The sequence below is a fragment of the Kamptonema sp. PCC 6506 genome (assembly GCF_000180455.1).
Classification (GTDB): Bacteria; Cyanobacteriota; Cyanobacteriia; order Cyanobacteriales; family Microcoleaceae; genus Kamptonema; species Kamptonema formosum.
The window spans coordinates 1-25050 of the sequence record NZ_CACA01000368.1 but is presented as its reverse complement, the minus strand read 5'-3'; the positions used below and the strand labels follow the sequence as shown (position 1 = coordinate 25050).

Below are 25050 nucleotides of genomic sequence, written 5' to 3'. Positions count from 1 at the left end.
ATGTTATCCAATTGGATAATGGAAAGTTCCATAAAGTAGTAGGCTAAAAATACCGGATAACATTTTACTTATTTTTCAACCACCATACAGTCCTGAATTGAATCCAATTGAGAGAATATGGTCACACATAAAACAAGAACTAAGTTGGGGAATCTATGAAAATCTAGAGGGTCTTAAAGAAAAAGTTTGCGTTTTTCTGGGAGAACTTTCAACAGAAGAAATAGCATCTATAGCCGGATGGGACTATATTTTATCAGCCCTAGCTACTGTTGCATAATTTTGGAGAATTGGTATAAGTTATTGAACGAGGATCGTAATTAAAGCAAATCTCTCAAAGTCGCATCCTCCCCCAAAACCTTCAATACTTTCTTAATCTCCTGAGTCCTCTCCTTCTTCACAATCAAAGTCACATTCCCATCTCGCACCACCACCACATCTTCCAAACCAATAGTTACAATTACCTCAGCATCATCCGCCGCATAAAAAATTCCCCCACTCGTATCAATTCCCACATGATTTGCTAACTCTACATTAGCCTTATCTCCCTGCAACAAACGCGCGATCGCATTCCAATCTCCCAAATCATCCCAACCAAAAGCCACAGGCAAAACGTAAGCCTTCTGTGTCTTCTCCATCAACGCATAATCAATACTAATCTTCGGCAAATCGTGATAAGCAGCCGCACCCTTCGCTTCCAAAGCCGCCATCATTTCCGGTACATAATCCCGCAACTCTGCCAATACCACCCCCACCCGAAACACAAAAATTCCGCCATTCCAACTAAACCTACCAGTAGCTAAAAATTCCTCAGCCGTCTTGATATCAGGCTTTTCCGTAAACCTCGCCACCCGATAAGCTGGAAATCCCCCAAAACTACCAATTTCCTCACCTTGCTCAATATAGCCGTAGCCAGTCGAAGCATAACTAGGTTTTACTCCCAAAGTTGCGATCGCATCCCTACTCACAGCCAACTCAGCCGCCGCCGCCAAAGTCGCCTCAAACACCTCCGGTTCCGCAATCCAATGATCTGCCGGGAAAAATCCCACCACCGCATCTTCACCATAACGCCGAGAAGTCTCGATCGCAGTCCACGCCACCGCTGGGGCCGTATCCCGTCCCTCCGGTTCCGCCAACAAATTCTCGACTGGCAATAAGGGTAACTGTTCCCGCACCCCATCCGCCAACTGTGCAGATGTCACCACCCACAAACCATCCCAACCCCCAGCCAACGGCAATAAACGCTCAGCCGTAGCTTGCAACAAACTCTTACCACTGCCATCCAGACTCAAAAACTGTTTTGGTCGATGTTTGCGACTCAAAGGCCAGAAACGTTCACCCTTACCACCAGCGAGAATAACAGGAATCATAATTTATTTAGGATTTTAGAGTTTGCATGATTTAATTTTAATAGCAAAATGGCTGACGATCGCGGCAAAGCCTTCTTCCTTCTACTTACTACACATATTCATCCACAATGTTGTAAATAGCTTGCGCTAATGCTGGATCGAATTTTAATTCCATAATCTCGCTTTCAGGATTTTTCATTATTACATTATCTAAACTTTTGGCTTTGAAACGAAACATATCTGCTTCAGTATTGACATCGATCTTGAAGTTGTCACCATCTACTCGAACGGAAATAATATCATCGAGCGAAATTTTATACGTAAAAGTCAGAAGATATTTAAGCCGACTTGATGTATTGATGATTTCCAGAATTTTTTCTCTATTAGTAAAACAAATATCTGCCATATAGTTGTTACTCCTGAATTTTTTAGCAGCCTCGAATGACTTACTTCTGCGCGATCGCATACAAGACATTTACCTCCAGTTTATGAACTTCATTAGTCCGCAGAAATTCCAGATTCGCTTGTCGCACACGCTCCCTTGCCACTGAGTTCAATTGGTCAATCGTACCCCTGAGCCCCCCACCCAAAATCATCGTCCACCAATCTTCAGGAGAATTCAGTTCATGGGTGACAGCTTCGGCAAAAACCTCTATCTGTGTCGCGCCACCCGCTTCTAGGAGTGCCTTGAGCGAGGCGCGATCGCTAATACGATCCCAGGGTGTAAATTTTTTAACCAAGTCTGGACGTTCCGCCTCAATCGTATTCCAGAATATTTGGTTTGCAGGTTCAAACACTTTCTCTCCCCAGGAAGTAATCGCTAGTTTCCCCCCAGGACGAACCATTCGCCAAAGTTCTCGAACTGCTGCAATCATATCTGGAACAAAGAAAATCCCGAAAACACAAACAATTGCGTCAAAACTCTCGCTGGGTAGCCCTAGATTTTCAAAATCGCCATATCGAAATTCTATATTTTCAAGACCTTGCTGCTGTGACTTATTGCGTGCCAGTTCCAGTAAGGATTCGGCAATATCTATACCTAGCACCTGTCCAGTCGCACCTACAGATATTGCTGCGGGAATTGCAGAAGCACCAGTCCCACAACAAACGTCTAAAACACGATCTCCAGAACTAAGCGAAAGTCGATCGATCGTTTGTTGCCCAAAACGACTCCAGAAAGATAAGGCTGGAGCGTCAAAGCGATCGGATGCGGCATTAAAAATTGTTTCGATCTTCGCGATCGCCTCTTCCTTGCTAGTCATAAAAAATTTCGGTAATGGGGAAATGAGAGCGTATTTTATAAGAAATACCCTGAAAACCCTGCGACTTTAGTCCAGGGATGAAAGGGGACGGGAGACTTTAGTCTCCCAGTTAGATATTCCAAGTATAGTACAATAAATCAAAGGAGGTGAAACCAAATGTATGCAGTGCAAAAAGATATCTGGCATTTAACAGGGCGCGATAAATCTATTGTCGAGCAAGTATTGAGATGGTCGAACAATTTGTTTAATGTGGGAACTTACGAAAGTCGGCAACGATACTTTAGGGATAGAAGCGCAGTTAAATATCCCGAACTGTACAAAATAACCAAAGCCAATGAAAATTACGGATTGCTTCACTCACAAGTAGCTCAACAATCCCTCAAATCTGTCGCCGAATCCTTTAGCTCTTTCCGAGGCTTAGAAAGGCTGGCTAAGAAAGGAAAACTTAATCAAAAGCCGAGACTACCCAAATATAGAACCAAAGGCGGTATGTACCAAGTCTCTTATCCGGGACAAGCCTTGAAAATAGTCGGCAATCGAGTGAGACTACCTCTGGGAACCAAAGGAAAAGAACACTTTGGGGCAGATGCTCTCTGGGTTCCATTACCTGAACGCATCAAAGGTTGCCCGCTCAAAGAACTCAGGCTAATCCCTAGAAATGGTGAGGTATGGATTGAATATGTCCACGAATCTCTGACTGAACAAGCCCCTAGTTGCAGCTTGGAAGTAACGGGAATTCTAGGCATCGATCATGGTATCAATAACTGGTTGACCTGTGTTTCTAGTAATGGTAATCCCTTTATTGTCGATGGTCACAAATTGAAGTCTTGGAACCAATGGTTTAACAAGCAAAAAGCGCGAGTTCAATCAGAACACGCTAAACGTAAGTTGCCCAAAGACCGAGATTGTCTGCCAGTGAAAGTTGGTGAAAAACCCGACAATTGGCAGCCATCAGGTAAAAGAATCAAACGAGGTTTGTACCGTTCGGCTCAGAAATTAATTCTGAATGCAGATGTTAATGGCGCGGCAAATATCATCCGCAAATCAAAAGTAGCCACAGACTCAATTATTGAGCGAGTGGGTAGCGGGTTGCTGACAAACCCTTTAAGAATTAAACTTTGGCGGGATTCATCCCCCTCATTTTGTCCTTAAGAATCCCTGCGTATGACAGACCGGGGAGTGTCAAAATTAAACAGCTTGACTAAAAAGGGGAAGTGGTTAAAATCGCTGACCTCATTACCCTCTCAGGTCTAAGTTTTGCAACTTTTCTAACTCGCCCTCTGATACTAAATCTGTCCTAACATTAACATTCCGATCCCTTGCTATCAATGTTCCACGGTCGCCCTTCCCCCGCTATCCCACGCGATCTAAAATCTAAAACCAAAAATCTAAAATTAAGACCTATGATTCCCTCACGCCCACAACCCAAGGTAGCTCGATCGCTGTTTTGGATCTTTCTTCTATTATTAATCGCGACTGCATCAGCCACCTTTGGAGCAATTTTTGGCGCAATTACCGCTCTGATCGCCCCTGTAGAGCCTGAAATCATCTCCAAGGCCCTAGACACCTATGACACATTCACGGGAGCACCCAACCGCCTTGAATACCGCCTATCTCGCCCTGTTAACATCTTAGTCATGGGAGTCGATCGCGTACCAGAAGCCTCCCCCAATTCTTCCCAAGCCTTTAACGGTCGCAGCGATACAATATTGCTAGTGCGAATCGATCCTAGCGATCGCTCTATCAACTTACTCTCCATCCCACGAGATACCCAAGTCGAGCTTCCCAATATTGGTCAAACCAAAATTAGCGAAGCTAACGCTCAAGGGGGTCAAGCTTTAACAGCCAAAGTCCTTAGCAATACTCTCAATAATCTGCCTATTGAGCGTTATGTCCGCGTAAGTACGGGTGCATTTCGGGAATTAGTCGATCTTTTAGGCGGCGTAGACGTATTCGTACCCCGTGCGATGAACTACACGGACAACGCCCAGCAGTTAAATATTAATTTAGTGCAAGGGTGGCAAACCCTGAATGGAGAACAGGCAGATCAGTTTGCTAGGTTCCGCAATGATGGGTTAGGAGATATCGGCCGCATCCAGCGACAACAAAGTTTAATCCAATCTGTTTGGAAACGCCTTAGCAGTCCCGCAACGCTTCCGCGTTTACCGCAAATTATCCGCGTGATGCAAAAGTACGTTGACACCAATCTCAGTTTTGAGGAAATCCTGACTCTGGGGACTTTTGGTCTGCAATTGGATCGAGATAACTTCAAAATGGTGATGTTACCTGGCAGTTCGAGTTCTAGTGAGGAAGACTTTCGGAGTTATTGGATTGTAGACCCCGCAGGACGCGATCGCGTTATGTCCCAATTTTTTAAGGTTGGCGCTCCTGATTTTGCACTCACAGGGCGATCGCGCAGCGAATACGACCCCATCTTGCCCCGCGACCTCAAAATTTCTATCCAAAACGCTTCTAGCAATCCCCAAGCAGCTACACGCCTTACCACATATCTCGCCGACAAAGGATTTGATAATATCTCAGTCGCCGAAGATTGGCCAGACCGACAGCGCCAGAGCCAGATTATCGTCCAGCGTGGGGACTTAGCAGCAGCCGACATCCTCAAAAAAGCTTTAGGCGGTGGCAAAATTGAAGCAAATTCTACAGGTGAAATCGCTTCAGACTTAACCATTCGGCTCGGAGAAGATTGGGCAAATCGATAACTTTATGATTCTTTCACAATATTAACAATTGCATCAAACCCTTGACTTATCAACATTTTGGCATCAAATTAAAAGTAATAAGTCAAAAAAGAGGCTGTGAAAATGCCCGGAATTAATGCCGCCTGGGAGACTATAATCAATCAAAGTGAGGGTCGCTATCTCAATAGTACAGAGCTTCAGGCAATGCAACGGTATGTGCAAACATTCTCTGTCAGGTCAAAAACTTATGAACTTCTACGAGAGAAATCCGATAGTCTGGTAACGCAGGCGATGAAAAAATTCATGTTAGTACACCCTGATATTGTGCAAAAGCATTCTCAGCGCTGTATATATGACATGAAAATGACTATTTGCATCACAGCCCTGGCAATTCTGCGGGATGACCAACAGTTTTTTAAAGAATGCCTAAGCTTGTGGTTAGCAAATATTCTAGAGGCTCATCAGAAGAACCTTCCTTGTCTCAAAGCTTATTGTTGCCTTGAGGAAATTCTTAAAGAGCAACTACCAACAGCAGCTAGCCAGTTAGTTTTACCTTACATAGATATCGTTTTGCAAGCTTTAGATAAACCAGCTAAACTGATGGCAACAGTGCAGCGAGGCGCAGTCAAAGTTTAAGCGATCGCTCGAGCATTTAGTATTTAAGACATTAGCTAGAAGGGTGCAAAAGTTAAGAAAAATATGAATTCTGTAAGGAATCTACAATTACTGAATTCTGGGTTTTGACACAATATCAAAATGCACTTGGGAGTAAAGACAATGGCATTACAAACACGAATCACAGCCAATCAACAAGCTTCTGCTGAAGAACGCTCCTTGATGATCAAACAAATTTATCAGCAGGTATTAGAACGCCAACCATACTTAGCCGAACGTCGCAAGTTAGCGGAGTTAGAGACATCTTTTATTAAAGGGAAGATTGGCATTCGGCACTTTCTCAAGACCTTAGCACTTTGTCCAGTTTATTTAGAACGGTTTTACGAGAACAGTTCTAATCTTAAATTCATTGAAAATGCTTTTAAGCATTTTCTAGGACGTTCGCCGCAAAATGAAGAGGAAATTCGAGGAAGCGATCAGTTGCTTATCCGTCAGGGAGTAGGAGCAATGATATCAGCTTTGGTAGATTCAGAAGAGTATCGTCACGCTTTTGGTTCCTTTACAGTTCCCTATTGGCGGAAAGATAAGCACGAGTCTCCTAGCGCTTATTTGGAAAACCAATTACTCGGAAAAGAGCACGCAGGTCAACGCGGTTGGGGTATCCCCACTCTTTACTGGCACGAATTGGATTTAGATTGTTATGCGGGTCATTGTCGTCCTGTGAGGGTATCTTATAGTCGCCTGCGTTCTTAATAGTTGGTAAGTAGTTGCGCTTTAGTGTTTGAGGAGCGCTGAAGCGTAACTATAATGGTTTAACTAATTGGTATAAGGCAAAAATGGAAGAGAGAGCGCTATTTTAGATTATTTGAAAAAGGGCGAAACAGCAATCGCTCAAGGAAGAATCGAAACAATATCCCCAGCATCATTAATACGAACTGCCGAACCTACTGGCAGCGATAATATCATAGTGCTAACTTGTCTCATCAAAGGTAGAAGATTGTCGGGTCTTGTACTGCTAGAATCTAATACCACAATTCTAATAAAACGACTTCCTAGATTTTGTTGATAGGGGAGATTTTTATCAGCGGTAATAAAAACATCAAAAGGATGAGTCTCCGATCTATCCAGAATTTCCCTGTCTTTTAGGCCTCTCCACCCCATGTCATAAACATTGCTGATTGAATGACCCTCGTCTAAGAAAGGTTGCTTGAGTTTTTGACTCAATAGATTTTCATCAAGCAGTATAAGCATTATTATTACTTTCTAGCGAGAGCATCATCTTAGTTAGATTTTCTAATACTTTAATTGCCTGACTTTCTAAGTAAGGAAAATCATTAATAAATTCTGTGAAACCGCTTTCACCTTCCAGGTAGTCGAAAAAAGTCTTTAAGGGGACGCGGGTGCCGACAAATACAGGTACACCGCTCATAATTTCTGGATCGCGGTGAATAATTCCTCTTGTTTGCAGTAATTCTTCTATTTTCACTGGTTTTACTCCTTTATATTAAAAGAAGTGGACAAGTTTAGTTGTAAACTCTTAGTAATTATATCATAACTTTAAAAGAAGCGATCGCTATCTCGATCATCTATCTCGATCTTGACATTTTACTAATTAATAGTTACAATCTTAAACTAGACATTTTGTAAAAACCAATTAAAACTTGAATAATGAAATCAACTTTACATTTAACCACAAAAGTTCTGGCAGGCAACAGGATTGAAATTGAATCTCCAACTCTTTTTGTAGGACAAACTACTGTTTCCTTGGTCTAAAATTCTGTCCAGTTTATTTTCAATGGTGGTTAGCTTTCTCAGAATAGTTGGGCGATCTTCATCCAGAGAAGCAAGTAAGTTAGCAATTCGTGACTGAACATTAATCAATTGCAGCACTGCATTTTGCAATTGTACCATTCCTGTTTAATTTACTTTTAAATCCATGTTTTATTCTAATTCAATTGAGTCAGAGATGAAAAGGTTTTATAAATCCTTAAAATAGTCTCCCAATCAGGATAAATATCAAAACTATCAAGAGAGCGACACCCCGCTCTCATTCTATTGACTTGAGCCACATTATCTGCTTAGATAAAATCTATCCTGGTCTGAGAGGTCAACAATGGGGGTTCCACGTTTAAAACTAAACCTAACTAAAGCTTTAGCCATAGCCATCGGCATCGGATTGATACAGGTAGCAACAATCCTAAAATCCACCTCACAACCATCCAACATCCGATCGCTTTCTGAACTATACCAAATGCGCGATCGCCTCATCGCCGAATTAGAAAACCCATCCCTCCCAACCCAACCCAGCTTTTTTTCCTCCATCCTTCCCCAACCTTCCCCCCAAACCGTCGAAAGTCTGCGGCAAAATCTTCAGATCGTAGAAGTCCAAATTCTCTCAGAACAAAGGGCAAATGACAACTGGGAACAAGCAATCAGTCGAGCCCAACAAGCTTCAGAAATAGGAAGTCTACCAAACCAGTCTATTACCACCAAGCAACAAGCACAATTTCTCTGGCAACAAGCCATCAATAACCTGCGAGAAATTCCTCAAAACTCATTTCAATCATCAAAATTAAACTCTAAAATTCAAGAATATCAACGAAACTTAGATACAGCTAACGATGAATTAAATGGTGCCAAATCAGAAATTTTAGGGCGAATCGCCATAGAAAGTGGCTTGTCTAAGGAAGCCATGATCTCTATTTGTCGTCTTTCTAGAAACTGCATTCACCTCCGAGGCAATCAGCCTCCTAGAAGTCCAGCTAGTTTAATCAAAGTGCCAGTCGCAGTGGCACTTATGCACAAAGTCACTAAAGAAAAAATTAATATTAACGAAGAAGTCTACGTTAATCCCGGAAATTACACTGAAGACGCATCAGAAATCCGATCTAGAAAACGTTACCCCCTAAAAATTTTAGTAGAAGAAATGATCGACCACAGCAGCAACATTGCTACTAATGAATTAATGGATTATTTAGGGACAGATTACATTAATCAAGTTTTAGAAAATAGAGGCTATCAAGTCACTCGCGTTCATTCCAAATTAATGGGGGAGAGAACTATGCCATTTAATGTCGGTTCTGGCCCTAATCGCATGACTAGCAACGAACTTACGGAAATGATGGTACAAATTTATAACCACGAAATGCCAGGAAATTCGGTGTTAATAGATGCTTTAAGTCGCCAGTACGATCGCAAATTGGGATTTGCTGCGTTGGAAGGAACTCAGGCTAAGTGGTTGGGAGAAAAAACAGGTGAAAACTCCTTAGTTCTTGGCACTACTTTAGCGATGAGTATTGATGGTGAGGGATACATTATTACTGTGATTGATAATCGCAGCGGTAGGGATTTACAAATCCGCCAGTGCATTACTAAACTTGCCGATTATATTGTTCGCAACAAACAGCTTTTTTAAATTAAAAATTAAAGCGGCGTTATGTAAGTACTCCTAAGTATAAAAATAAAATTATCCATAGTTATCACGATTGTATTAAATTTACTCGATTTTACAGGTAATTACGATGAATATAAATATACAAATTACACCTAAAAGATAGATAAGTTATGGTATTACAACTTAACGTTAATGTCAAAGGCAAAGGCTTTCCTATACTTTGTCTGCATGGCCATCCCGGTTCCGGTCAATGTATGTCCGTTTTTACCGATCGCCTATCTCAGCGTTTCCAGACATTTTCCCCCGACTTGCGCGGCTACGGTAGCAGCCGTACTACCCAAAATTTTGACATGGAAGACCACCTCGCCGACCTCGAAGCACTCCTAGACAGATTTGACATTCAGCAGTGCTTGGTACTCGGATGGTCACTCGGAGGAATTTTAGCCCTCGAATTGGCAATCCGCTACCCACAGCGAGTTACGGGGCTAATTTTAGTAGCTACCGCTGCTAGACCGAGAGGAAATCATCCCGCGATCGCCTGGGATGATTATCTCTACACTGGTATCGCCGGAATCATCAACTGGTTGATACCCAGTTGGGAGTGGAATATAAACACCTTTGGGGCGCGCTCGCTCTTCAGGTATCTAATCCAGCAACACACAGCCACAGCCTACCGATACTTAGCTTCCGATGCTACTCCCGCTTACTTACAGACATCTAGGGCCGCCACTGGAGCACTAAATAAAGCCCTTAGAACCGGATACAACCGACTGGCGGAATTATCCCAGATCGAATGTCCCTGTTTAATTCTGGCAGGTGAAGCCGATCGTCACATCACCTCTGAGTCAAGCTTAGAAACAGCCCGTCACCTCAAAGATGCTCAGTGGTATTGTTACCCCAATACAGCCCATCTTTTTCCTTGGGAGATCCCAGACCAATTATTGGCTGACATTGACGAGTGGATTGACAGCCACTCTTGGGACAACTAACAGCCAGTTCGCTCAGTTCCCGTTTGCCACAAATTATGGTGGCAGAGGGTGGCTTATTTGGGTTCGTGTTCCGGATGTCCCCAAAATTGGCAGACAATGATATCAGCGACCGATACGATCGCCACACATCCTCTCACCTTAAAGCCTACTTTTCCATCCCGGTGACTGCTTAATTGTTTGTAACTCCACCGTCCCGGCAGTAAAGATACCGCTAGAACGGTGTTAACTCACAAGTCGTAAGTCCTAATTTCTAGGACTGACCGCTAAATACTGGCCAGCCCCCTGGCTCACCAATCTTTCCCAAGTCGTCGGCGATCGTTAAATCGACAGGCTTGCAGCGTTTAACCGACGCACTGATGCCTAGTGCCCCTTCATTTTCCAAATCCTCAATGTAACCAACTTTGGCGGCATTAGCCTCCGCAGTCGTTAGGAAAGGGCCAAAGTAGTAGGTGCAGCGGGGAGTCGCAGTCACGACTTCCACCCACAAAGCCAGTCCAAAGAAGTTGAGCAAGCTAATTAAGAGTTCTTTCATGATTCTTGTATCAATTTGCTGATTTTTTCCAGGGTGCTACGGGAACTCAGAGAGCCTTCGTTCTTTACACTTTGTTATACTTTGTTGCATTTCTTTTTTCAATCACCCTGATTGTTTATTAAGGTGAAACCTAATTGACCACGTTGACGATAAATCTCGTAGAGAGCCATGCCAGTAGCTACTGAGACATTAAGGCTCGGAGTGTTACCCCTTAATGGAATTGAAACCAATTCATCGCAGCAGCGCTGTATCAAAAGACTCAAACCGTCACCTTCGCTGCCTACAACTAGAACTACTGGTCGAGCTAACTTGCCAGTAAACTGCACTGTGTGTATGGCTTTGCCCTCCTTTGCGGCAGTGCCATAGATCCAAAAACCAGCCGCTTTCAATTCTTCTAAGGCGCGGCTGAGGTTGACAACTCTGGCTACGGGGAAATTTTCTAAAGCTCCTGCGGCTACTTTTCTCACGGTCGCTGTGATCCCCACAGCTCGTCGCTGCGGGATCACCATTCCCTGCGATCCCAGAGCTTCTGCTGTCCGAATAATTGCTCCTAAGTTGTGGGGATCGTTTAGACCCTCGGCGACTACCAGCACTGGTTGCTCGGAAGCAGATTTAGCGTGAGCGATCAACTCGCTGAGTTCTTTGTAGTCGTAAGCAGAGACTTGAGCGGCTATACCTTGGTGAATGGCGCGATCGGTAATTTGATCTAGTCGGCGGAAGTCAACTTCATCAACAATGCTGCCATTGGCTTTAGCTTGATTGACCAAGCTATGAAACCGGGGATCGTATCGGAGTTGAGGGGTAATCCAGATCCGATTAAGAGTTCGCTCTTTTTCTAGAGCGGCCTGGACGCTATGGCGACCATAAATTAGCTCTGTTTCTTCGTCTGAGAGATTAGCGGCGGTTTCGTCAACGGGGCCGCTATCTTTAAGATGGCTCTTTTCTACTATCTCTGGTCTATTCCCAGCTCTAACTATGCCCCTTTTAGAAACAACTGGCATTGGGAGTTCGTGAGATTGAGCAGCATGGGGCGATCGCTTGATCGGCCCTGTTACACTACTATTCCCTGAACGAGATTTTAGCTCGACGCGAGAAGCTGGTTTATCGTCCAGATAGCGACCCTTTAGCTTTAAAGGCTTACTATCAGACTGTTTGCGTTGTAGGTTCGGTCTAGAAGGTTTTTTCATCTTTAAAAAGACAAGGAGGAGTGGGAGATGGGAAAAAGAGGGGCTAGGGGCTAGGGGCTAGGGGCTAGGGAAGACGGAAGAAGGGGAGAAGGGGAGATGGGGAAGATGGGTAATTAGCAATTAGCCATTAGCCATTAGCCATTAGCCATTAGCCATTAGCCATTAGCCATTAGCAACTTGGTCAAGTTCTATGAGGGCTAGCAGTTGAGCTAATCTCTGGGGATCGGTGAGGTATAAATATCCCACCAACGTTTCTAAGCTAGTAGCCTGTTGATAAATTTCGGGATCGAGCCGCTTAGGACGGCGGTCAGTAGCATTGCGCCCTCTCTTGACAATTTCTAATTCTTTGATGCTTAAGTGAGGGGAGAGCGATCGCAGGTGGCGAGCTTGAGTTTCTGCTCGTACCTGCGCTACTACTAGCTCGTGATAAGCTTGCGATCGCTTTGGCGGCACTATGTAGGACATCCTGACGAACAGCTCATAGACTGCATCTCCCAGATAAGCCCATGATGCTGGTGAAATCCTTTCTATTTCCCCAAGCTTTCCCGCCTCTAAATCCAAAAGCTTCAAACTCATGACCGCCGGACTCAGCCTTGGCGGATCGTCTGCGATCGGTGACATAAATTCTGTTTTAGGACTTCCGCCAAACTTTTTTTTCTTTAATCACTTGCTTTTTTAATTACTTGGGTAGCTAGGTAGCTATACCGCGATCGCACAGCCTCATTTATCTTTTCTTGCCATTGCTATTTTACAGCAAGACAACAAAAATTTGCTATCCAGCATTAAGAACCGGATAGCCAAATTTATCCCCTGTGTTTGTCAAGCTTCCTTGACAGTTTTCACCGCCTCATCCACTGAAGGCTGTAAAGATAAAAACTTCTCTAAGCGAACCAGTTTGACAGTCTGGGTCACGCGGGGATTTGAGACAATTTGTAATGTGCCTTCCAAAGTTTGGGCTTTCTTGACCAACTGCACAAGTGCGCCCAAACCGGAACTGTCAACAAAGTCTATTTGAGACAAGTCCAAAATTACGTGCTTTGGACCTTCCTCAATACACTTGTCCAGGACTTTCCGAAAGGTCGCCTCCGAAAAAGCGTCCAGTAAACCTGTCAAGCGAAATAGCTGATAGTTATTCCTGACTTCGCGAGTGCCTCTGAGGCTAACGGTCAGGGTCAATGGCTCAGGAATGACACCCTCCTAGCAAGATAGTGCTTAAGTCGAGGCTCTATTGTATGTGTTTTTTTGTCTTTTGTCTACTGATACAATGTCAGTTTTATTTGTCACCTTTTTAAAAGAGTTTACGGGGATCTCAATTTTATTAACCCCTTTTTAAGGAAGTTGGGCAGAGCTGTGCGATCGCAAAACTACCAATAAAATCATTACCCCTCCACATCCCCGGAACTAGAGAAAACTTACAGGAGGCGTTAATGGGTAATATTCCAGGGTGACAGCCAAAACTAACCCATGACCCATTACCTATTACCCATTACCCATTACCAATTTCTTAGCTAGCAACAGCCACCTTACGATTCTCTCGCATTGCCTCCACAAAACGCTCAAACAAATAGTCAGCATCGTGAGGGCCAGGACTGGCCTCTGGGTGGTACTGCACCGAGAACAACGGTAGCGACTTGTGCCGCAAACCAGCCACCGTGCGATCGTTGAGGTTGAGGTGAGTAATTTCTACATCCGCCGCTAGAGAATCGGGATCGATCGCAAAGCCGTGATTTTGGCTAGTAATCTCGATTCGCTCAGTTAAACCCGCTGGTTGATTTAATCCCCTGTGTCCGAATTTCAGCTTAAAAGTATCCGCACCCAAAGAACGACCTAAAATTTGGTGTCCCATACAGATCCCAAATATGGGTTTTTCAGACTTTAACAGCGCCTTCGTAGTCTCGATCCCTTCTATAACCGTCGCTGGATCTCCCGGGCCATTCGACAGGAAAATCCCGTCTGGCTTGTATTTGAGAATTTCCTCTGGCGGCGTGTTTGCGGGTACGACAACAACCCGACAGCCGTAACTGGCCAAACGTCGTAGAATATTACGCTTGATCCCAAAATCGATCGCCACGACAGTCAAAATTTCAGCATCAGAGTTAATACCGTCGCTAAATTCCCAGTTAGACTCTGTGGGTTCAGACCACTCATAAACCTCACTGGTAGTTACTTGCCGAACAAGATTCAATCCCGCCATACTGGGAGCTTCCTGTACTTGCTCCAACAACTCAGCCGGGTCAAGAATTTCCGTAGAAATCCCCCCATTCATCGCCCCAACTGTGCGGATTTTCCGAGTCAGAGCGCGAGTATCGATCCCATAAATACCGGGAATGCTGTGGTGTTTAAGGTAATCCGGCAAAGACTGAGTAGAACGCCAATTGCTGGGCTTGTGGCAGATGTTGCGAGCGATCGCAGCCCGCACTTGCGGCCCATGAGATTCTTCGTCCTCGACATTCACCCCCGTATTCCCTAATTCTGGATAGGTAAAAGTCACAATTTGGCCACAATAGCTAGGGTCAGTCAAGACCTCTTGGTAGCCCGTCATGCCAGTATTAAACACTACCTCTCCGACGACAGTGCCGTTCGCGCCAAACGACCAGCCGCGATACGCAGTACCGTCGGCAAGAACTAGAAGAGCTGGTTGTGCAGTAGAAAGTGACATTGAAGTTTTAATTGGTTTTGCTTCTGAAGTTTCTATCTTTAATAGGTATTTGAGCGTAGGAACCCGCGACAAATATTAACCTTAAATTCCCGGAACTGTCAAACTCATAGGACTTACGTACACTTTACGCAAGCCGCCCTCTGGGCGGTATCTTTGACCGCCCAGAGGGCGGCGTTACAAACAATAATGTAGTATCTAAGTCATAACTAAAAAGTGTCAATTTATACCCACAGGCAGTTATCGCAGCTATGATTGTGTTATAGCGTTTGACCAAAGTATGCCTTACCAATCTGACCCAGTTTCAACCTCAAACTTCAAAACGCAACAACTGAACGGTCAAAAATTCCGAGACCGCTTGCTGCTTGTAGCCACAGCTATTTCTACTGCGGGCTCGATCCTGGTTTACACAGCTATGCTTCCTTATTTAACCGTAGCCCAGGAATACGAAGGATGTTTCATGCGGAACTCCTCTGGAAAAATTATCAGTTTGAATGAATCCGTTTGTGGAATTACTCCTCAAGAGTTGGGCCCAACGGCTGTTAATTCAGGGGTATTTCAAGCCAAAATTAAACGCCGAGAGGGTAACATTCCCGTGATTGATGTCACTTTTAACGGTAAACAGAAATTTGAGATGATGGTAGATTCGGGAGCTAGTGGTACAGTCATCACGCCAGCAATGGCAAAAGCTTTGGGGATCGTTCCACAGGGAACAGTGAAAGCCAAAACACCTAATGGAGAAGCTACTTTCCAACTTGGCCAGGTTACTTCTTTGCAAGCTGGAGGGCTTGAGGTCAAAAATATCCAGGTAGCGATCGCACCTACACTAGATATTGGATTGCTAGGACATGACTTTTTTGGTAATAAAGACGTGACCATTAAGCAAGATGTAGTAGAATTTCGATCGCGATCGTAACTGAAGGAAGAAGGAAGAGGGAAGAAGAAAGAGGGTGTTTAACTTCACATAACTCATGTTTAATGACTCTCTGATTCTCAACTCTTCTTCCCCGCTTCCCTCTTCATTTCCCTAGTCCCTAGCCCCTAGCCCCTAGCCCCTAAGCGCCCTAGCGGTTGCTATATGTCCGAGACGATCCAATTTCCAAAGATGCTTTCAAGTCTTTAGCCAGAAACTTTACCCAAGGTTCTGTCATCAGATCGAAGTGACTCCCACGTAGATTGTGAATCTCTACCCCCCCAGCTACTACATCACCCCAGCCCAAATCAGGCTTGAAGTAATATTTCACATCCTGATATTTGCAACGAAAGAGAGCTAGAGAACCTGGGTAGATTTTGAACCTGTAATTCATGTCAGCTTGCATATTGATATCTAAAAGTTTTAATAAGTAGTCTGGAGGAGAAATTTTATTTTTAGAAAGCTCCCCAACCAGATGCTTTTTGTAGTAATATAAAGTTAGCCGACAGTAAATTCTATCCCACAGATATTCTAACTTTCCTTTAAAGCTACTAATTTTCCCAAGATTTGTTGTGTGAAGCTTGATAAACTTAGCAAAATATCGCTCATTTCGCTCCTGATTTTTCTCCTCATTACTGATATGACCAACACCTATATCGCATACTCCCAACCATCTTATTTTCTCTCCTTGGGCATATAGTTGTTGTGCCATCTCAAATGCGACTATTCCCCCTAAAGAATAGCCAAAAAATAGATAGGGGCCATGAGGCTGAATGGTCTTAATTTCATTGATGTAGTGTAGAGCCATTGCTTCCACAGTAGCTAGCGGCTCTTGCTTGCCATCTAATCCGATTGATTGTAACCCAAAAATAGGTCGATCTTGACCTAGATGATAGATGAGTTTTTGATAATCTAAAAGGTTCCCACCAACTGCATGGATTAAGAATAAAGGTGTTTGCGTTCCTTTTGTTTGAATCGGGACTAACGAAGACCAAGATGGTGTCCATTCTGGCTGGGAAAGAATATGAGCAAATTCTTCAATCGTTTGCTGCTGAAATAAAATTGATAATGGCAAGTTTTTATCAAAAATATTTCCAATTTTTGCTAATAAATTGACAGCGACTAGAGAATGACCACCCAATTCAAAAAAATTGTCTTTGATTCCTATTGGTTCGATCCCTAATACCTGTTCCCAAATCTTTGCTAGCTGAATTTCCAATTCATTACGAGGAGCAATATACTTATTGCCAGAGTCAAAATTTGGGGCGGGAAGTGCCTGACGGTCTACTTTTTGATTGAGGTTCAAGGGTAGAGCGTCCAAAACTACAAAGGTAGCAGGAACCATGTATTCTGGTAATTTGCTCTGGAGATAGCGACGGATATCGTCAATTTTCGGGGGATCGGTGGAGTGAAGTACCAGATAGGCGACTATTCCCAATTCGCCACTATTTAGTTCCCGGCACACTACCACAGTTTCTCTTACCCCTGGAATTTGTCGCAGTACAACTTCGATTTCTCCTGGTTCAATCCGAATGCCATTGAGCTTGATTTGGAAGTCAGTTCGACCAAGAATTTCTAAATTTCCCTGGGCATCTAAACGTCCCCGATCGCCTGTCCGATACCAACGCTCCTGGTCAATGGTGACAAATTTTTCGGTGGTTAATTCTGGTCGTTCCAAATAGCCTTTAGCAACACCCGCCCCGCTGATATATACCTCGCCGATTTCACCAATAGCAACCAACTTTTGTTCTGACTCATATAGGCGAATTGCTACATTAGGGAACGGCTGTCCGACAAGGGTTTTGGTGATTGTTTGCTCTCTGGATACAAAGTGGGAGCAAGCCATACAACTAACTTCACTACAGCCATAAATGACGTGAATTTCGGCATTTTGGAACACCCGCTGCATAGCGAAAAGAACGTTGGCTGGAACGAGATCGCCACCAGTAGAAACGTGCTTTAATCCGCTAAACTTTGCCAAATCAATGCTGTTATCTTCGATGTAGGCTAGCAATTTTTTGAGCAGATTAGGGGAGGCATGGATCGCAGTCATCTGTTCTAAAATTTGGCACATTTGACGGAAATCTAATATCTGTTTCCGTTCTAGGATCGTGAGAGTGCCACCCGCAACTAAGGGAGATAGGAGTTCAAAAAAGGTGATACTAAAACTGAAGCGAGCGATCGCAGGCATTATCGTGGTACGGTCAAAACCAAAACGTTCCTGGGCCACCAAAATGTAATGGCTCAAGTTACGATAACCGATCGTTACGCCCTTGGGTTTGCCAGTAGTCCCCGATGTATAAATGATGTAGGCTGTCTGGTCAAGGTCAATATTGACAGATGGGTTGTCGGTGGACAGATGCTCTATACTTTGCCAATCGCGATCGCAACAGAAAACCTTTGACCCAGTTGCAGGTAAATTTGGTAATACATCTTTCTGAGTAAGGATAACTTGGGGCTGGTTGTCCTCCAAAATCGTGGCGAGGCGATCGCGGGGATAGTAGGGATCGAGGGGAACGTAAACTGCACCGGCTTTCAAAATGCCTAGCAAAGCTACACCAATTTCTAGGGATGGCTGGAGACAAACACACACCCGCGCCTCTGCACCTAAACCTAAACTCAGTAGGTAATGAGCCAATTGGTTAGCACGGTGATTGAGTTGCTGATAGGTCAGACAGTGGTTTTGGTAATTAATTGCCCTCGCCTCTGGCTGTTGGTCAACGCGATATTCAATTAACCCCTGAATAGTATTGCTAACAGAGTTTAAACTGACTGATTCCCTTGAATTACCAACTGGAAACATCGCATTATCCTAAAGCTATAGCAACCGCTAAGGCGGTTAGGGACTAGGGGCTAGGGGCTAGGGGCTAGGGGAAGAAGAGGAAGAAGAGGAAGAAGAGGAAGAAGGGGAAAAGAGGGACTACTATGCTCCGATACTCAGGAAAGAAGAGGAAGAAGGGAATAGAATTAAGGGTTTGAGGAAACTAAAATGTCCTAACCACCTTAGCGGTTGCTATATATAGGCATTTTTGAAAATTACGAACTGATAAATTGCTTAAGCAATTTATCAGTTTCTAGTTAATCTAATTACAGCTATAGCATTTCTCTGTCTGGTGAGGTACAATAGCTCTACCCCCAACCCCCTTAGAAAGGGGGCTTGGACGGTTCTTCCCCTTTGCAAGAGGGGGCTAGGGAGGGTCGTATTTGTACCTCATAATAATTGAGAACCGCTATAGTATGGAAGAACCAATTAGCTCAAAAAAACCACTTTTAACTAGAATAAATAACTTTTTCCTTCAGCGCATAAACTTAACCAACTCTTCCAACTTCAACCAAGCTTTGCCGCTGAGTAAGATATCGTTGGCAAGAGACAACCCTTGTTCGTGAGCCCCTAGCGGTACAACTCCTCCTACTTGCAGTGCCAAAGACGCATTCAAAGCAACGACTGACCGTTGCGCGTCGGTTCCTTTGCCTTGAAGAACATCCCGTAAAATTTGGGAATTTTCTTCCACATCCCCTCCTCGCAAAGATGCGATCGCTGCTGGTGTCACGCCGATTTTTTCAGGATTCAATTCACTGAGCTGCACTTCTCCTTGTGACAAAATAGCTAAATCAGTAATATCTCCCAATCCCGCCTCATCTAGTTTTTCTCGACCATGTAAAACGATCGCCACTTCCGTACCCAATTCTCTCAAAGCTTCAGCGACGATTACCACCAATTTTGAATCGAATACGCCAATTACTTGACCCCTCGGCCGCAAGGGATTGACCAACGGGCCCAAAAGGTTAAACACAGTTCGCACCTTCAGAGTTCGCCTGAGTGGAGCCACAACCTTCATGGCTGGATGCCAACCGGGAGCAAATAGAAATGCGATCCCCACTTCCTCAATAGCAGCATGAACCTTTTCGGGAGAGGCGTTCAAGTTAACACCTAATGCTTCTAAAACATCAGCAGAACCAACTTTGCTGGAGGCCGAACGATTTCCGTGTTTAGCAACTGCAATTCCACTGGCGGCGGCTACAAACGCCACCGCAGTCGAAATATTAAAAGTTGATGCTCCATCCCCACCAGTTCCGCAGGTATCAATTAAGGAGTTTTGAGTTTTGAGCTTTGAGTTGGGAATTGAAGAATTTTCTGCTTCAAAACTCCCTAGAGACTGAGACTGCAAAACATAAGCCATACCAGCCAGCTCTTGGGCAGATATGCCTTTAGCTTGGAGAGCAGCTAGAATAGCACCTGATAGTGCTGGGGGAATAGCATCTGCTAGCCATCCTTGCATTAAGTCAGCAGCGCGATCGCGACTAAGGGACTGACGATCTAACAGTTGTTGGAGCAATTCAGGCCACAGAGAAGCATCCAGCGCGATTGCCGAGGGAGAGGCAACGCCTGCCGTAACCGCAGCCGCGTCTTGCTGTTGGAGTGAAGGGGGGGAATCAGTCATCAATCGATTATCTTAGATGTGTAGATGTCGTGAGATTTAGGATTTGATGTTTGAGAGGGCTTTAGCAAAACTTGCCGTCGGCATCGTTCTCTAACTTGCCAGTCCCTAGTTTACCTTGCTATTGACTTGCAACTCGATCTATGAAGAATCATAGTGGACGCAAATTTATTGGTCTAAACGATCTTTAAACAAACTTCATACTTCAGAGCCCAACTCTGCCCAAGATTGAATTTTTTGATACAACTATGACTCGCTGATTGTGAGAATTTTATAGATCGCACATCTAGCGAGAGCCTAATGCCACCAGCTTAAATTGACTATCGGCAGAGATGATGAAAAAAACTAGGCAGCAAATGGTTTGAGCTGCCAGTTCTGATTTTGAAGTTGGTTCCAATGCTTACAAACACTCAGCTTTTCTTTCTAAACCTGAAAGCTGATAGTTTGTATGTAGCGTTGGTCTACCCTCAAGGCAGAGAAATAGCTGCTGAAGTAGGATGTTCAATTGCTAGTATGCCTAGAGAGACTTTACAAGAGTCGAGATTTGCCCCACGATCTACACGATAGTGTAGGTGGCTTGGTAAGTCCCGCCCCTAAAACCGCCAAGATTTCGGGGCTTGTAGACTTTAGGGACAGCAATGCTCTTGGAGGCAGGAAAGTAAAAAGCGAACGCCAGCGATCGCAGTTAAAGAGATGCTGGGCGATCGCTAGCAGAGGCTAGCGGGATCATCCCAGTTTTGTAAATAGCTCTCTAGGGGCGAAGCATTCCGACAGTAAATCTCTGTTTATAACAAATAACTGCACGCTGCCGAAATGCTTCGCCCTTACTATAAAATTGGGATGCTCCACCTTATCTTAGTAATAAGTAAGTCTTGACAGATCGACTCAGGGTGTTAAATTGCCAGACAAATCCTTGGAAATAAGGTAAATCGGCTACAAACAATCGTATTTAGGGCTTACGCATTTATAGCAGTTTTAAATTGGATAGGTACTGCTTTTAATGAGTAATTAGTAATTAGTAGTTACCAATTACCAATTGTAGAAGAAGGGGCTAGGCAAAGAGGAAGAGAGGGGGGAGATAGGTAATTAGCGATTAGCGATTACCAATTACCAATTACCAATTACCAAATTAATCACTAACAAAGCTTTTTGTGTTCTTTAGCTAAGAAAACAGGTACGGAAGTGGGCAACCAACAACGGTCAAACTATGTGCTCGATTTAGTGGGGATCGAGGAGGCACTGCACCAAATGGAAGCAAAATATCGCAGTATGTTTGAGAATGCTGTTTCAGGCATTTTTCAAACAACCCCTGACGGGCGCTATATCAGTGCAAATCCCGCCTTAGCACGGCTCTATGGTTACAAATCTCGTGAAGAAATGATGGCAAGGCTGACTGACATCGAACAGCAGCTTTATGTAGACCCTAAACGACGTGACGAGTTCGTTGCTGCCTTGCAAGAACATGATGCGGTATCGGATTTTGAATCGCAGATTTACCGCCGAGATGGGAATATAATTTGGATTTCTGAACACGCAAGAGCAGTTCGCGGCCCCAACGGCGAACTACTTTATTATGAAGGTTTTGTCGAAGATATCACTCAGCGCAAATACGCAGAAGCCGCACTTAGTGAAGAAAGAGAACGCCTCCGCTTAGTAATTGAAGGAGTCAAGGACTATGCGATTTTCATGCTGGATACTGATGGTCTTGTAGCTAGTTGGAACTCTGGAGCTGAAGGTATTTTAGGCTACCGAGCTACCGAGATTATCGGTTCCCACTTTCGCTGCTTTTACACTCAGGAGGAAATCGATCTCGGCAAACCAGCAGAAAAATTAGAGATAGCCACAGCCCAAGGTAGATTTGAAGATGAAGGCTGGCGAGTTCGCAAGGATGGCTCCCAGTTTTGGGCCAATATCATTGTTACGGCTTTACGGGATGAAAGCGGAATATTACGAGGTTTTTGCCAAGTTACGCAGGATATTACTGAGCAAAAACGGGCGGCAGAGGAAAAAACCCAATTAATCACTTCTTTGCAACAGTCGGAAAAAAAATTCCGTACTTTGTACGAATCAACTACCGATGCAGTGATGCTACTTGATGAAAATGGCTTTTTAGACTGCAATCCCGCAACTTTAAAATTGTTCGGATGTAACAGGAAAGATGAGTTTACAGGCAAGCACCCCTTGGAATTTAGCCCTCGACTACAGCCGGGGGGCGAAGATTCAGCTACTTTAGTTCAGGAACGTATGGCTGCGGCTCTGTCTATAGGAAACTGCCGTTTCGACTGGCTGCACTGTCGCCTTGATGGTTCGGAATTCCCGGCAGAGGTATTACTGACTTCTATGGATATCGGAGGCAAGTTAGGCCTGCAAGCGGTAGTGCGTGATATTACCTACCGGGTGATGGCTGAGGAAGCTCTCAAACAGGCAAATGAGGATTTGGAACGCCGGGTTCAAGAGCGTACCAGTCAGTTAGAGGAGGCGATCGCGCAATTGCAAAGCGAAATTGCCGAACGTCAAAAGGCGGAAGCTCAGCTACGGGCCTCAGAGGAAAAATTCTCTAAAGCTTTTCGCTCTAGTCCCGATCCGATAACTATTACTTCCTTCGCTGACGGACGGTTTATTGAGGTTAACGATAGTTTTCTGAGTTTAATGGATTACCGTCTTGATGAGGTGATTGACAAGACTGTAGCGGACTTGAATCTTTGGGTAAATGTAGAAGACAGAACTAGATTAAGACAAGTTTTACACGAGCAAGAGGTAGTTCGTAACTGCGAATATGAGTTGCGGATGAAGTCTGGCAATGTGGTGGTGGTGCTGCTATCGGCTGAGATTATTAATCTGGGCGATGAGATGTGTTTGCTGGCTGTGATGACGGATATTACTGACCGTAAAGCTGTTGAGGAGGCTCTACGGGAGAGCCAGCGAGCTTTGGCAACACTGATGGGTAATTTACCTGGTATGGCTTACCGCTTCCGTAACGATGCCGATCGCAGTCTAGAATTTGTCAGCGAAGGTTGCTATCAGTTAACTGGCTACCACCCAGACGAGTTTGTTGGCGATCGCAAACTGTCTCTGTCAGAGATTACTCACCCAGAAGATCAGGAGCGTTTGTGGACTGCTGTCCAAATTGCTTTACAGGAAAATCGACCCTATCAGTTAACTTATCGCATTACTTCTAAGGCGGGGGAACTCAAATGGATTTGGGAACAAGGGATTGGGGTATTCTCGGATTCAGGAGATGTACTCGCTTTGGAGGGGCTGATCGTTGACATTACTGAGCGCAAGCAGGCAGAGGATCTTGCTGTGCGATCGCAATGCGAACTCAGAGAGCAAAAGACGCAGTTAGAGAAAACTTTGCATGAGCTACAACAGACTCAAGCTCAATTAATTCACACTGAGAAAATGTCTTCTCTAGGTCAAATGATTGCTGGAGTTGCTCATGAAATTAATAATCCCGTAAATTCCGTATGCGGTAATCTTGTCCATGTCGGTCACTACACGGAAGATTTGCTCAATTTGGTTGAGTTGTACCAGCAGAATTACCCCCAGCCAGTGGCAGCTATTCAAAATACAATTGAGGAGATAGATTTAGAGTTTTTGTTAGAAGATTTGCCTAAAGCGATGTCTTCGATGCACGTTGGGGCAGACCGTATTCGCGAAATTGTGCGATCGCTACGAAATTTCTCTCGCAAGGACGACACTAAAACCAGTTTAGTAAATATTCACGAAGGCATTGAAGGGACGCTACTGATTCTGCAAAGTCGGCTGAAAGCTCGTGCCGCCTATCCTGAAATTTCTGTCGTTAAGGAGTACGGAAAGTTACCAATGATTGAGTGCTATGCTGGGAAGATTAATCAGGTGTTTATGAATTTGATTGGTAATGCAATTGATGCAATTGATGAGTATAATCAAAACCGATCTATTACTGAAATTAAGGCTAATCCCAGCCTGATTAAAATCAAAACTGAAGTTAGTTCCTCCAATGCTATAATTCGCATTTCGGACAATGGCCCCGGTATGAGTGAGGAAATTTCTAAGCAGCTATTCGATCCATTTTTTACAACAAAACCTGCTGGTAAAGGTACTGGTTTAGGACTATCAATTAGCTACCAAATTGTGGTTGAACAGCATGGCGGTAAGTTAAGTTGTACTTCTACCCCAGGACAAGGATCGGAGTTCACGATCGAAATTCCTATTGAAGAAGGGGCTAGGGGCTAGGGAAATAAAGGGAAGAGAGAGGTAGAGATTAAGAGAAATTAGGAACTTTCTTCTTCTCTTGCCCTATTTTCTAGCCCCCAGCCCCTAGCCTTTAACCCCTTCTTCCCTTCTTCCCTTCTTCCCTAGCCCCTAGCCCCTAGCCCCTAGCCCCTCTTCTCTAGCCCCTAGCCCCTAGCTATACTATTTTCGACAAGGACTAAAAGAGGTTCGATGGAAAGGGGAGACACCGTAGCGCTCCAAACCCAATCTATGTTTTGGCGTACCATAACCCTTATTATTTGTCAAGTCATATTCTGGGAATTTTACAGCCATGCGGACGATCAACTCATCGCGCCAAACCTTAGCAACTATACTAGCCGCAGCAATGACAAGCGATCGCCGATCTCCTTGGATCATCGTTTGTTGCGCGTAGGGGTAGCCAGCCTTGGGAACCACCAAATTTGGTATCCGCTGATTGCCGTCAATCAGGCAAAGCTCAGGCAAAGTATTGAGTTTTAGAATCGCCCGTTTCATCGCCAGCAGCGAAGCTTGCAAAATATTGATCCGGTCGATCTCCCGTACAGACGCTACACCAATTTGGCAATCAACAGCCATAGCCTGGATTTTAACTGCCAACCGCGATCGCGCCGCAGGACTCAATTGTTTGCTATCCCGCACTCCCAAAGCTGTCAGTTCCTCTAGCGCCTCCGGTGGCAAAATGCAAGCAGCAGCCACCACCGGCCCAAACCACGCTCCCCTTCCTACCTCATCGACTCCTGCAATCAGGGATGGGGAGAGGGGGAGAGGGGGGATGGAGGAGA

General features: G+C 44.5%; 25 protein-coding genes. 11 read left to right on the top strand and 14 right to left on the bottom strand.

Going from position 1 to position 25050, the window contains the following annotated elements:
- Positions 1-49 precede the first annotated feature (49 nt).
- Positions 50-277 carry a transposase gene (locus OSCI_RS32555; RefSeq protein WP_157135594.1) on the top strand — a complete coding sequence of 76 codons (228 nt, stop codon included), beginning with the start codon at positions 50-52 and terminating at the stop codon, positions 275-277.
- A gap of 40 nt (positions 278-317) precedes the next feature.
- Here OSCI_RS32555 and OSCI_RS26715 read toward each other — a convergent pair whose 3' ends face one another.
- From OSCI_RS26715 to OSCI_RS26705, 3 genes are all read right to left on the bottom strand, one after another.
- The gene (locus OSCI_RS26715; protein WP_007358354.1) at positions 318-1367 is read right to left on the bottom strand and encodes a mannose-1-phosphate guanylyltransferase; all 1050 of its coding nucleotides are present in this window, start codon (positions 1365-1367) and stop codon (positions 318-320) included.
- Positions 1368-1455: 88 nt separating this feature from the next.
- Positions 1456-1812: a hypothetical protein gene (locus tag OSCI_RS26710; RefSeq protein WP_234708835.1), complete on the bottom strand. Its 357-nt coding sequence runs from the start codon at positions 1810-1812 to the stop codon at positions 1456-1458.
- The gene (locus tag OSCI_RS26705; protein WP_007358352.1) at positions 1793-2608 is read right to left on the bottom strand and encodes a class I SAM-dependent methyltransferase; all 816 of its coding nucleotides are present in this window, start codon (positions 2606-2608) and stop codon (positions 1793-1795) included. Before OSCI_RS26705 ends, OSCI_RS26710 begins: the two co-directional genes overlap by 20 nt.
- A gap of 156 nt (positions 2609-2764) precedes the next feature.
- Between OSCI_RS26705 and OSCI_RS26700 the strand changes: the two genes are divergently transcribed.
- From OSCI_RS26700 to OSCI_RS26685, 4 genes are all read left to right on the top strand, one after another.
- Entirely contained in the window at positions 2765-3760 is a 996-nt protein-coding gene (locus tag OSCI_RS26700) for an RNA-guided endonuclease InsQ/TnpB family protein (protein WP_007358351.1), read from the top strand.
- A 251-nt stretch (positions 3761-4011) separates the two neighbouring features.
- Positions 4012-5328: an LCP family protein gene (locus OSCI_RS26695; RefSeq protein WP_007358350.1), complete on the top strand. Its 1317-nt coding sequence runs from the start codon at positions 4012-4014 to the stop codon at positions 5326-5328.
- Positions 5329-5430: 102 nt separating this feature from the next.
- Positions 5431-5943 carry a phycobilisome protein gene (locus OSCI_RS26690; RefSeq protein WP_007358349.1) on the top strand — a complete coding sequence of 171 codons (513 nt, stop codon included), beginning with the start codon at positions 5431-5433 and terminating at the stop codon, positions 5941-5943.
- A 141-nt stretch (positions 5944-6084) separates the two neighbouring features.
- Entirely contained in the window at positions 6085-6675 is a 591-nt protein-coding gene (locus OSCI_RS26685) for a phycobilisome rod-core linker polypeptide (RefSeq protein ID WP_007358348.1), read from the top strand.
- Positions 6676-6813: 138 nt separating this feature from the next.
- Here the strand turns inward: OSCI_RS26685 and OSCI_RS26680 are convergent, their stop codons facing one another.
- The 3 genes from OSCI_RS26680 to OSCI_RS26670 all read right to left on the bottom strand — a co-directional run bounded on the left by OSCI_RS26680 (position 6814) and on the right by OSCI_RS26670 (position 7833).
- Positions 6814-7173 (bottom strand): DUF5615 family PIN-like protein, encoded by a 360-nt coding sequence (locus OSCI_RS26680; protein ID WP_007358347.1) that lies wholly within the window; start codon positions 7171-7173, stop codon positions 6814-6816.
- Complete coding sequence (locus OSCI_RS26675) at positions 7157-7408, bottom strand: DUF433 domain-containing protein (protein ID WP_007358346.1); 252 nt, start codon at positions 7406-7408, stop codon at positions 7157-7159. The genes OSCI_RS26680 and OSCI_RS26675 overlap by 17 nt, the downstream gene beginning before the upstream one ends.
- Before the next feature lie 200 nt (positions 7409-7608).
- Positions 7609-7833 (bottom strand): hypothetical protein, encoded by a 225-nt coding sequence (locus OSCI_RS26670; RefSeq protein WP_007358345.1) that lies wholly within the window; start codon positions 7831-7833, stop codon positions 7609-7611.
- A gap of 202 nt (positions 7834-8035) precedes the next feature.
- On the opposite strand from OSCI_RS26670, the gene OSCI_RS26665 reads away from it, so the two are divergent.
- From OSCI_RS26665 to OSCI_RS30475, 3 genes are all read left to right on the top strand, one after another.
- Complete coding sequence (locus tag OSCI_RS26665) at positions 8036-9337, top strand: serine hydrolase (RefSeq protein ID WP_007358344.1); 1302 nt, start codon at positions 8036-8038, stop codon at positions 9335-9337.
- A gap of 149 nt (positions 9338-9486) precedes the next feature.
- Positions 9487-10305: an alpha/beta fold hydrolase gene (locus OSCI_RS26660; protein WP_007358343.1), complete on the top strand. Its 819-nt coding sequence runs from the start codon at positions 9487-9489 to the stop codon at positions 10303-10305.
- Positions 10293-10478 carry a hypothetical protein gene (locus OSCI_RS30475; protein WP_148288913.1) on the top strand — a complete coding sequence of 62 codons (186 nt, stop codon included), beginning with the start codon at positions 10293-10295 and terminating at the stop codon, positions 10476-10478. Before OSCI_RS26660 ends, OSCI_RS30475 begins: the two co-directional genes overlap by 13 nt.
- Before the next feature lie 77 nt (positions 10479-10555).
- Here OSCI_RS30475 and OSCI_RS26655 read toward each other — a convergent pair whose 3' ends face one another.
- The 5 genes from OSCI_RS26655 to carA all read right to left on the bottom strand — a co-directional run bounded on the left by OSCI_RS26655 (position 10556) and on the right by carA (position 14683).
- Positions 10556-10837 (bottom strand): DUF1816 domain-containing protein, encoded by a 282-nt coding sequence (locus tag OSCI_RS26655; protein ID WP_007358341.1) that lies wholly within the window; start codon positions 10835-10837, stop codon positions 10556-10558.
- A gap of 98 nt (positions 10838-10935) precedes the next feature.
- Positions 10936-12024 (bottom strand): 23S rRNA (guanosine(2251)-2'-O)-methyltransferase RlmB, encoded by a 1089-nt coding sequence (rlmB, locus tag OSCI_RS26650; RefSeq protein ID WP_007358340.1) that lies wholly within the window; start codon positions 12022-12024, stop codon positions 10936-10938.
- 162 nt (positions 12025-12186) lie between these two features.
- Entirely contained in the window at positions 12187-12645 is a 459-nt protein-coding gene (locus OSCI_RS26645; protein WP_007358339.1) for a Mini-ribonuclease 3, read from the bottom strand.
- A gap of 198 nt (positions 12646-12843) precedes the next feature.
- Positions 12844-13200, bottom strand: coding sequence for an STAS domain-containing protein (locus OSCI_RS26640; RefSeq protein WP_007358338.1), 357 nt, complete (start codon positions 13198-13200; stop codon positions 12844-12846).
- Between the two features lie 328 nt (positions 13201-13528).
- Complete coding sequence (gene carA, locus OSCI_RS26635; RefSeq protein ID WP_007358337.1) at positions 13529-14683, bottom strand: glutamine-hydrolyzing carbamoyl-phosphate synthase small subunit; 1155 nt, start codon at positions 14681-14683, stop codon at positions 13529-13531.
- 277 nt (positions 14684-14960) lie between these two features.
- Between carA and OSCI_RS26630 the strand changes: the two genes are divergently transcribed.
- Positions 14961-15596: a retropepsin-like aspartic protease family protein gene (locus OSCI_RS26630; RefSeq protein ID WP_007358336.1), complete on the top strand. Its 636-nt coding sequence runs from the start codon at positions 14961-14963 to the stop codon at positions 15594-15596.
- A 148-nt stretch (positions 15597-15744) separates the two neighbouring features.
- On the opposite strand, the gene OSCI_RS26625 is transcribed toward OSCI_RS26630, so the two are convergent.
- Positions 15745-18396: a non-ribosomal peptide synthetase gene (locus OSCI_RS26625; protein ID WP_007358335.1), complete on the bottom strand. Its 2652-nt coding sequence runs from the start codon at positions 18394-18396 to the stop codon at positions 15745-15747.
- A 493-nt stretch (positions 18397-18889) separates the two neighbouring features.
- On the bottom strand, positions 18890-20035 hold the full coding sequence (trpD, locus tag OSCI_RS26620; protein ID WP_007358334.1) for an anthranilate phosphoribosyltransferase: 1146 nt from the start codon (positions 20033-20035) through the stop codon (positions 18890-18892).
- A gap of 502 nt (positions 20036-20537) precedes the next feature.
- Between trpD and OSCI_RS30470 the strand changes: the two genes are divergently transcribed.
- Positions 20538-20753: a hypothetical protein gene (locus tag OSCI_RS30470; protein ID WP_148288914.1), complete on the top strand. Its 216-nt coding sequence runs from the start codon at positions 20538-20540 to the stop codon at positions 20751-20753.
- Positions 20754-21214: 461 nt separating this feature from the next.
- Positions 21215-24250 carry a PAS domain S-box protein gene (locus OSCI_RS26615; RefSeq protein WP_007358332.1) on the top strand — a complete coding sequence of 1012 codons (3036 nt, stop codon included), beginning with the start codon at positions 21215-21217 and terminating at the stop codon, positions 24248-24250.
- Positions 24251-24430: 180 nt separating this feature from the next.
- Here the strand turns inward: OSCI_RS26615 and OSCI_RS26610 are convergent, their stop codons facing one another.
- Positions 24431-25042 (bottom strand): ribonuclease HII, encoded by a 612-nt coding sequence (locus OSCI_RS26610; protein WP_083811339.1) that lies wholly within the window; start codon positions 25040-25042, stop codon positions 24431-24433.
- Positions 25043-25050: the final 8 nt, after the last annotated feature.

Excerpts from the sequence above, each read along its gene's own strand:
- trpD (WP_007358334.1), bottom strand. The coding sequence starts at position 20,035 with ATGACTGATTCCCCCCCTTCACTCCAACAGCAAGACGCGGCTGCGGTT.
- OSCI_RS26660 (WP_007358343.1), top strand. The coding sequence starts at position 9,487 with ATGGTATTACAACTTAACGTTAATGTCAAAGGCAAAGGCTTTCCTATA.
- OSCI_RS26715 (WP_007358354.1), bottom strand. The coding sequence starts at position 1,367 with ATGATTCCTGTTATTCTCGCTGGTGGTAAGGGTGAACGTTTCTGGCCT.
- carA (WP_007358337.1), bottom strand. The coding sequence starts at position 14,683 with ATGTCACTTTCTACTGCACAACCAGCTCTTCTAGTTCTTGCCGACGGT.
- OSCI_RS26690 (WP_007358349.1), top strand. The coding sequence starts at position 5,431 with ATGCCCGGAATTAATGCCGCCTGGGAGACTATAATCAATCAAAGTGAG.
- OSCI_RS26645 (WP_007358339.1), bottom strand. The coding sequence starts at position 12,645 with ATGTCACCGATCGCAGACGATCCGCCAAGGCTGAGTCCGGCGGTCATG.
- OSCI_RS26705 (WP_007358352.1), bottom strand. The coding sequence starts at position 2,608 with ATGACTAGCAAGGAAGAGGCGATCGCGAAGATCGAAACAATTTTTAAT.
- OSCI_RS26695 (WP_007358350.1), top strand. The coding sequence starts at position 4,012 with ATGATTCCCTCACGCCCACAACCCAAGGTAGCTCGATCGCTGTTTTGG.
- OSCI_RS26680 (WP_007358347.1), bottom strand. The coding sequence starts at position 7,173 with ATGCTTATACTGCTTGATGAAAATCTATTGAGTCAAAAACTCAAGCAA.
- rlmB (WP_007358340.1), bottom strand. The coding sequence starts at position 12,024 with ATGAAAAAACCTTCTAGACCGAACCTACAACGCAAACAGTCTGATAGT.
- OSCI_RS26685 (WP_007358348.1), top strand. The coding sequence starts at position 6,085 with ATGGCATTACAAACACGAATCACAGCCAATCAACAAGCTTCTGCTGAA.
- OSCI_RS26625 (WP_007358335.1), bottom strand. The coding sequence starts at position 18,396 with ATGTTTCCAGTTGGTAATTCAAGGGAATCAGTCAGTTTAAACTCTGTT.
- OSCI_RS26700 (WP_007358351.1), top strand. The coding sequence starts at position 2,765 with ATGTATGCAGTGCAAAAAGATATCTGGCATTTAACAGGGCGCGATAAA.
- OSCI_RS26665 (WP_007358344.1), top strand. The coding sequence starts at position 8,036 with ATGGGGGTTCCACGTTTAAAACTAAACCTAACTAAAGCTTTAGCCATA.
- OSCI_RS26670 (WP_007358345.1), bottom strand. The coding sequence starts at position 7,833 with ATGGTACAATTGCAAAATGCAGTGCTGCAATTGATTAATGTTCAGTCA.
- OSCI_RS26710 (WP_234708835.1), bottom strand. The coding sequence starts at position 1,812 with ATGCGATCGCGCAGAAGTAAGTCATTCGAGGCTGCTAAAAAATTCAGG.
- OSCI_RS26630 (WP_007358336.1), top strand. The coding sequence starts at position 14,961 with ATGCCTTACCAATCTGACCCAGTTTCAACCTCAAACTTCAAAACGCAA.
- OSCI_RS26655 (WP_007358341.1), bottom strand. The coding sequence starts at position 10,837 with ATGAAAGAACTCTTAATTAGCTTGCTCAACTTCTTTGGACTGGCTTTG.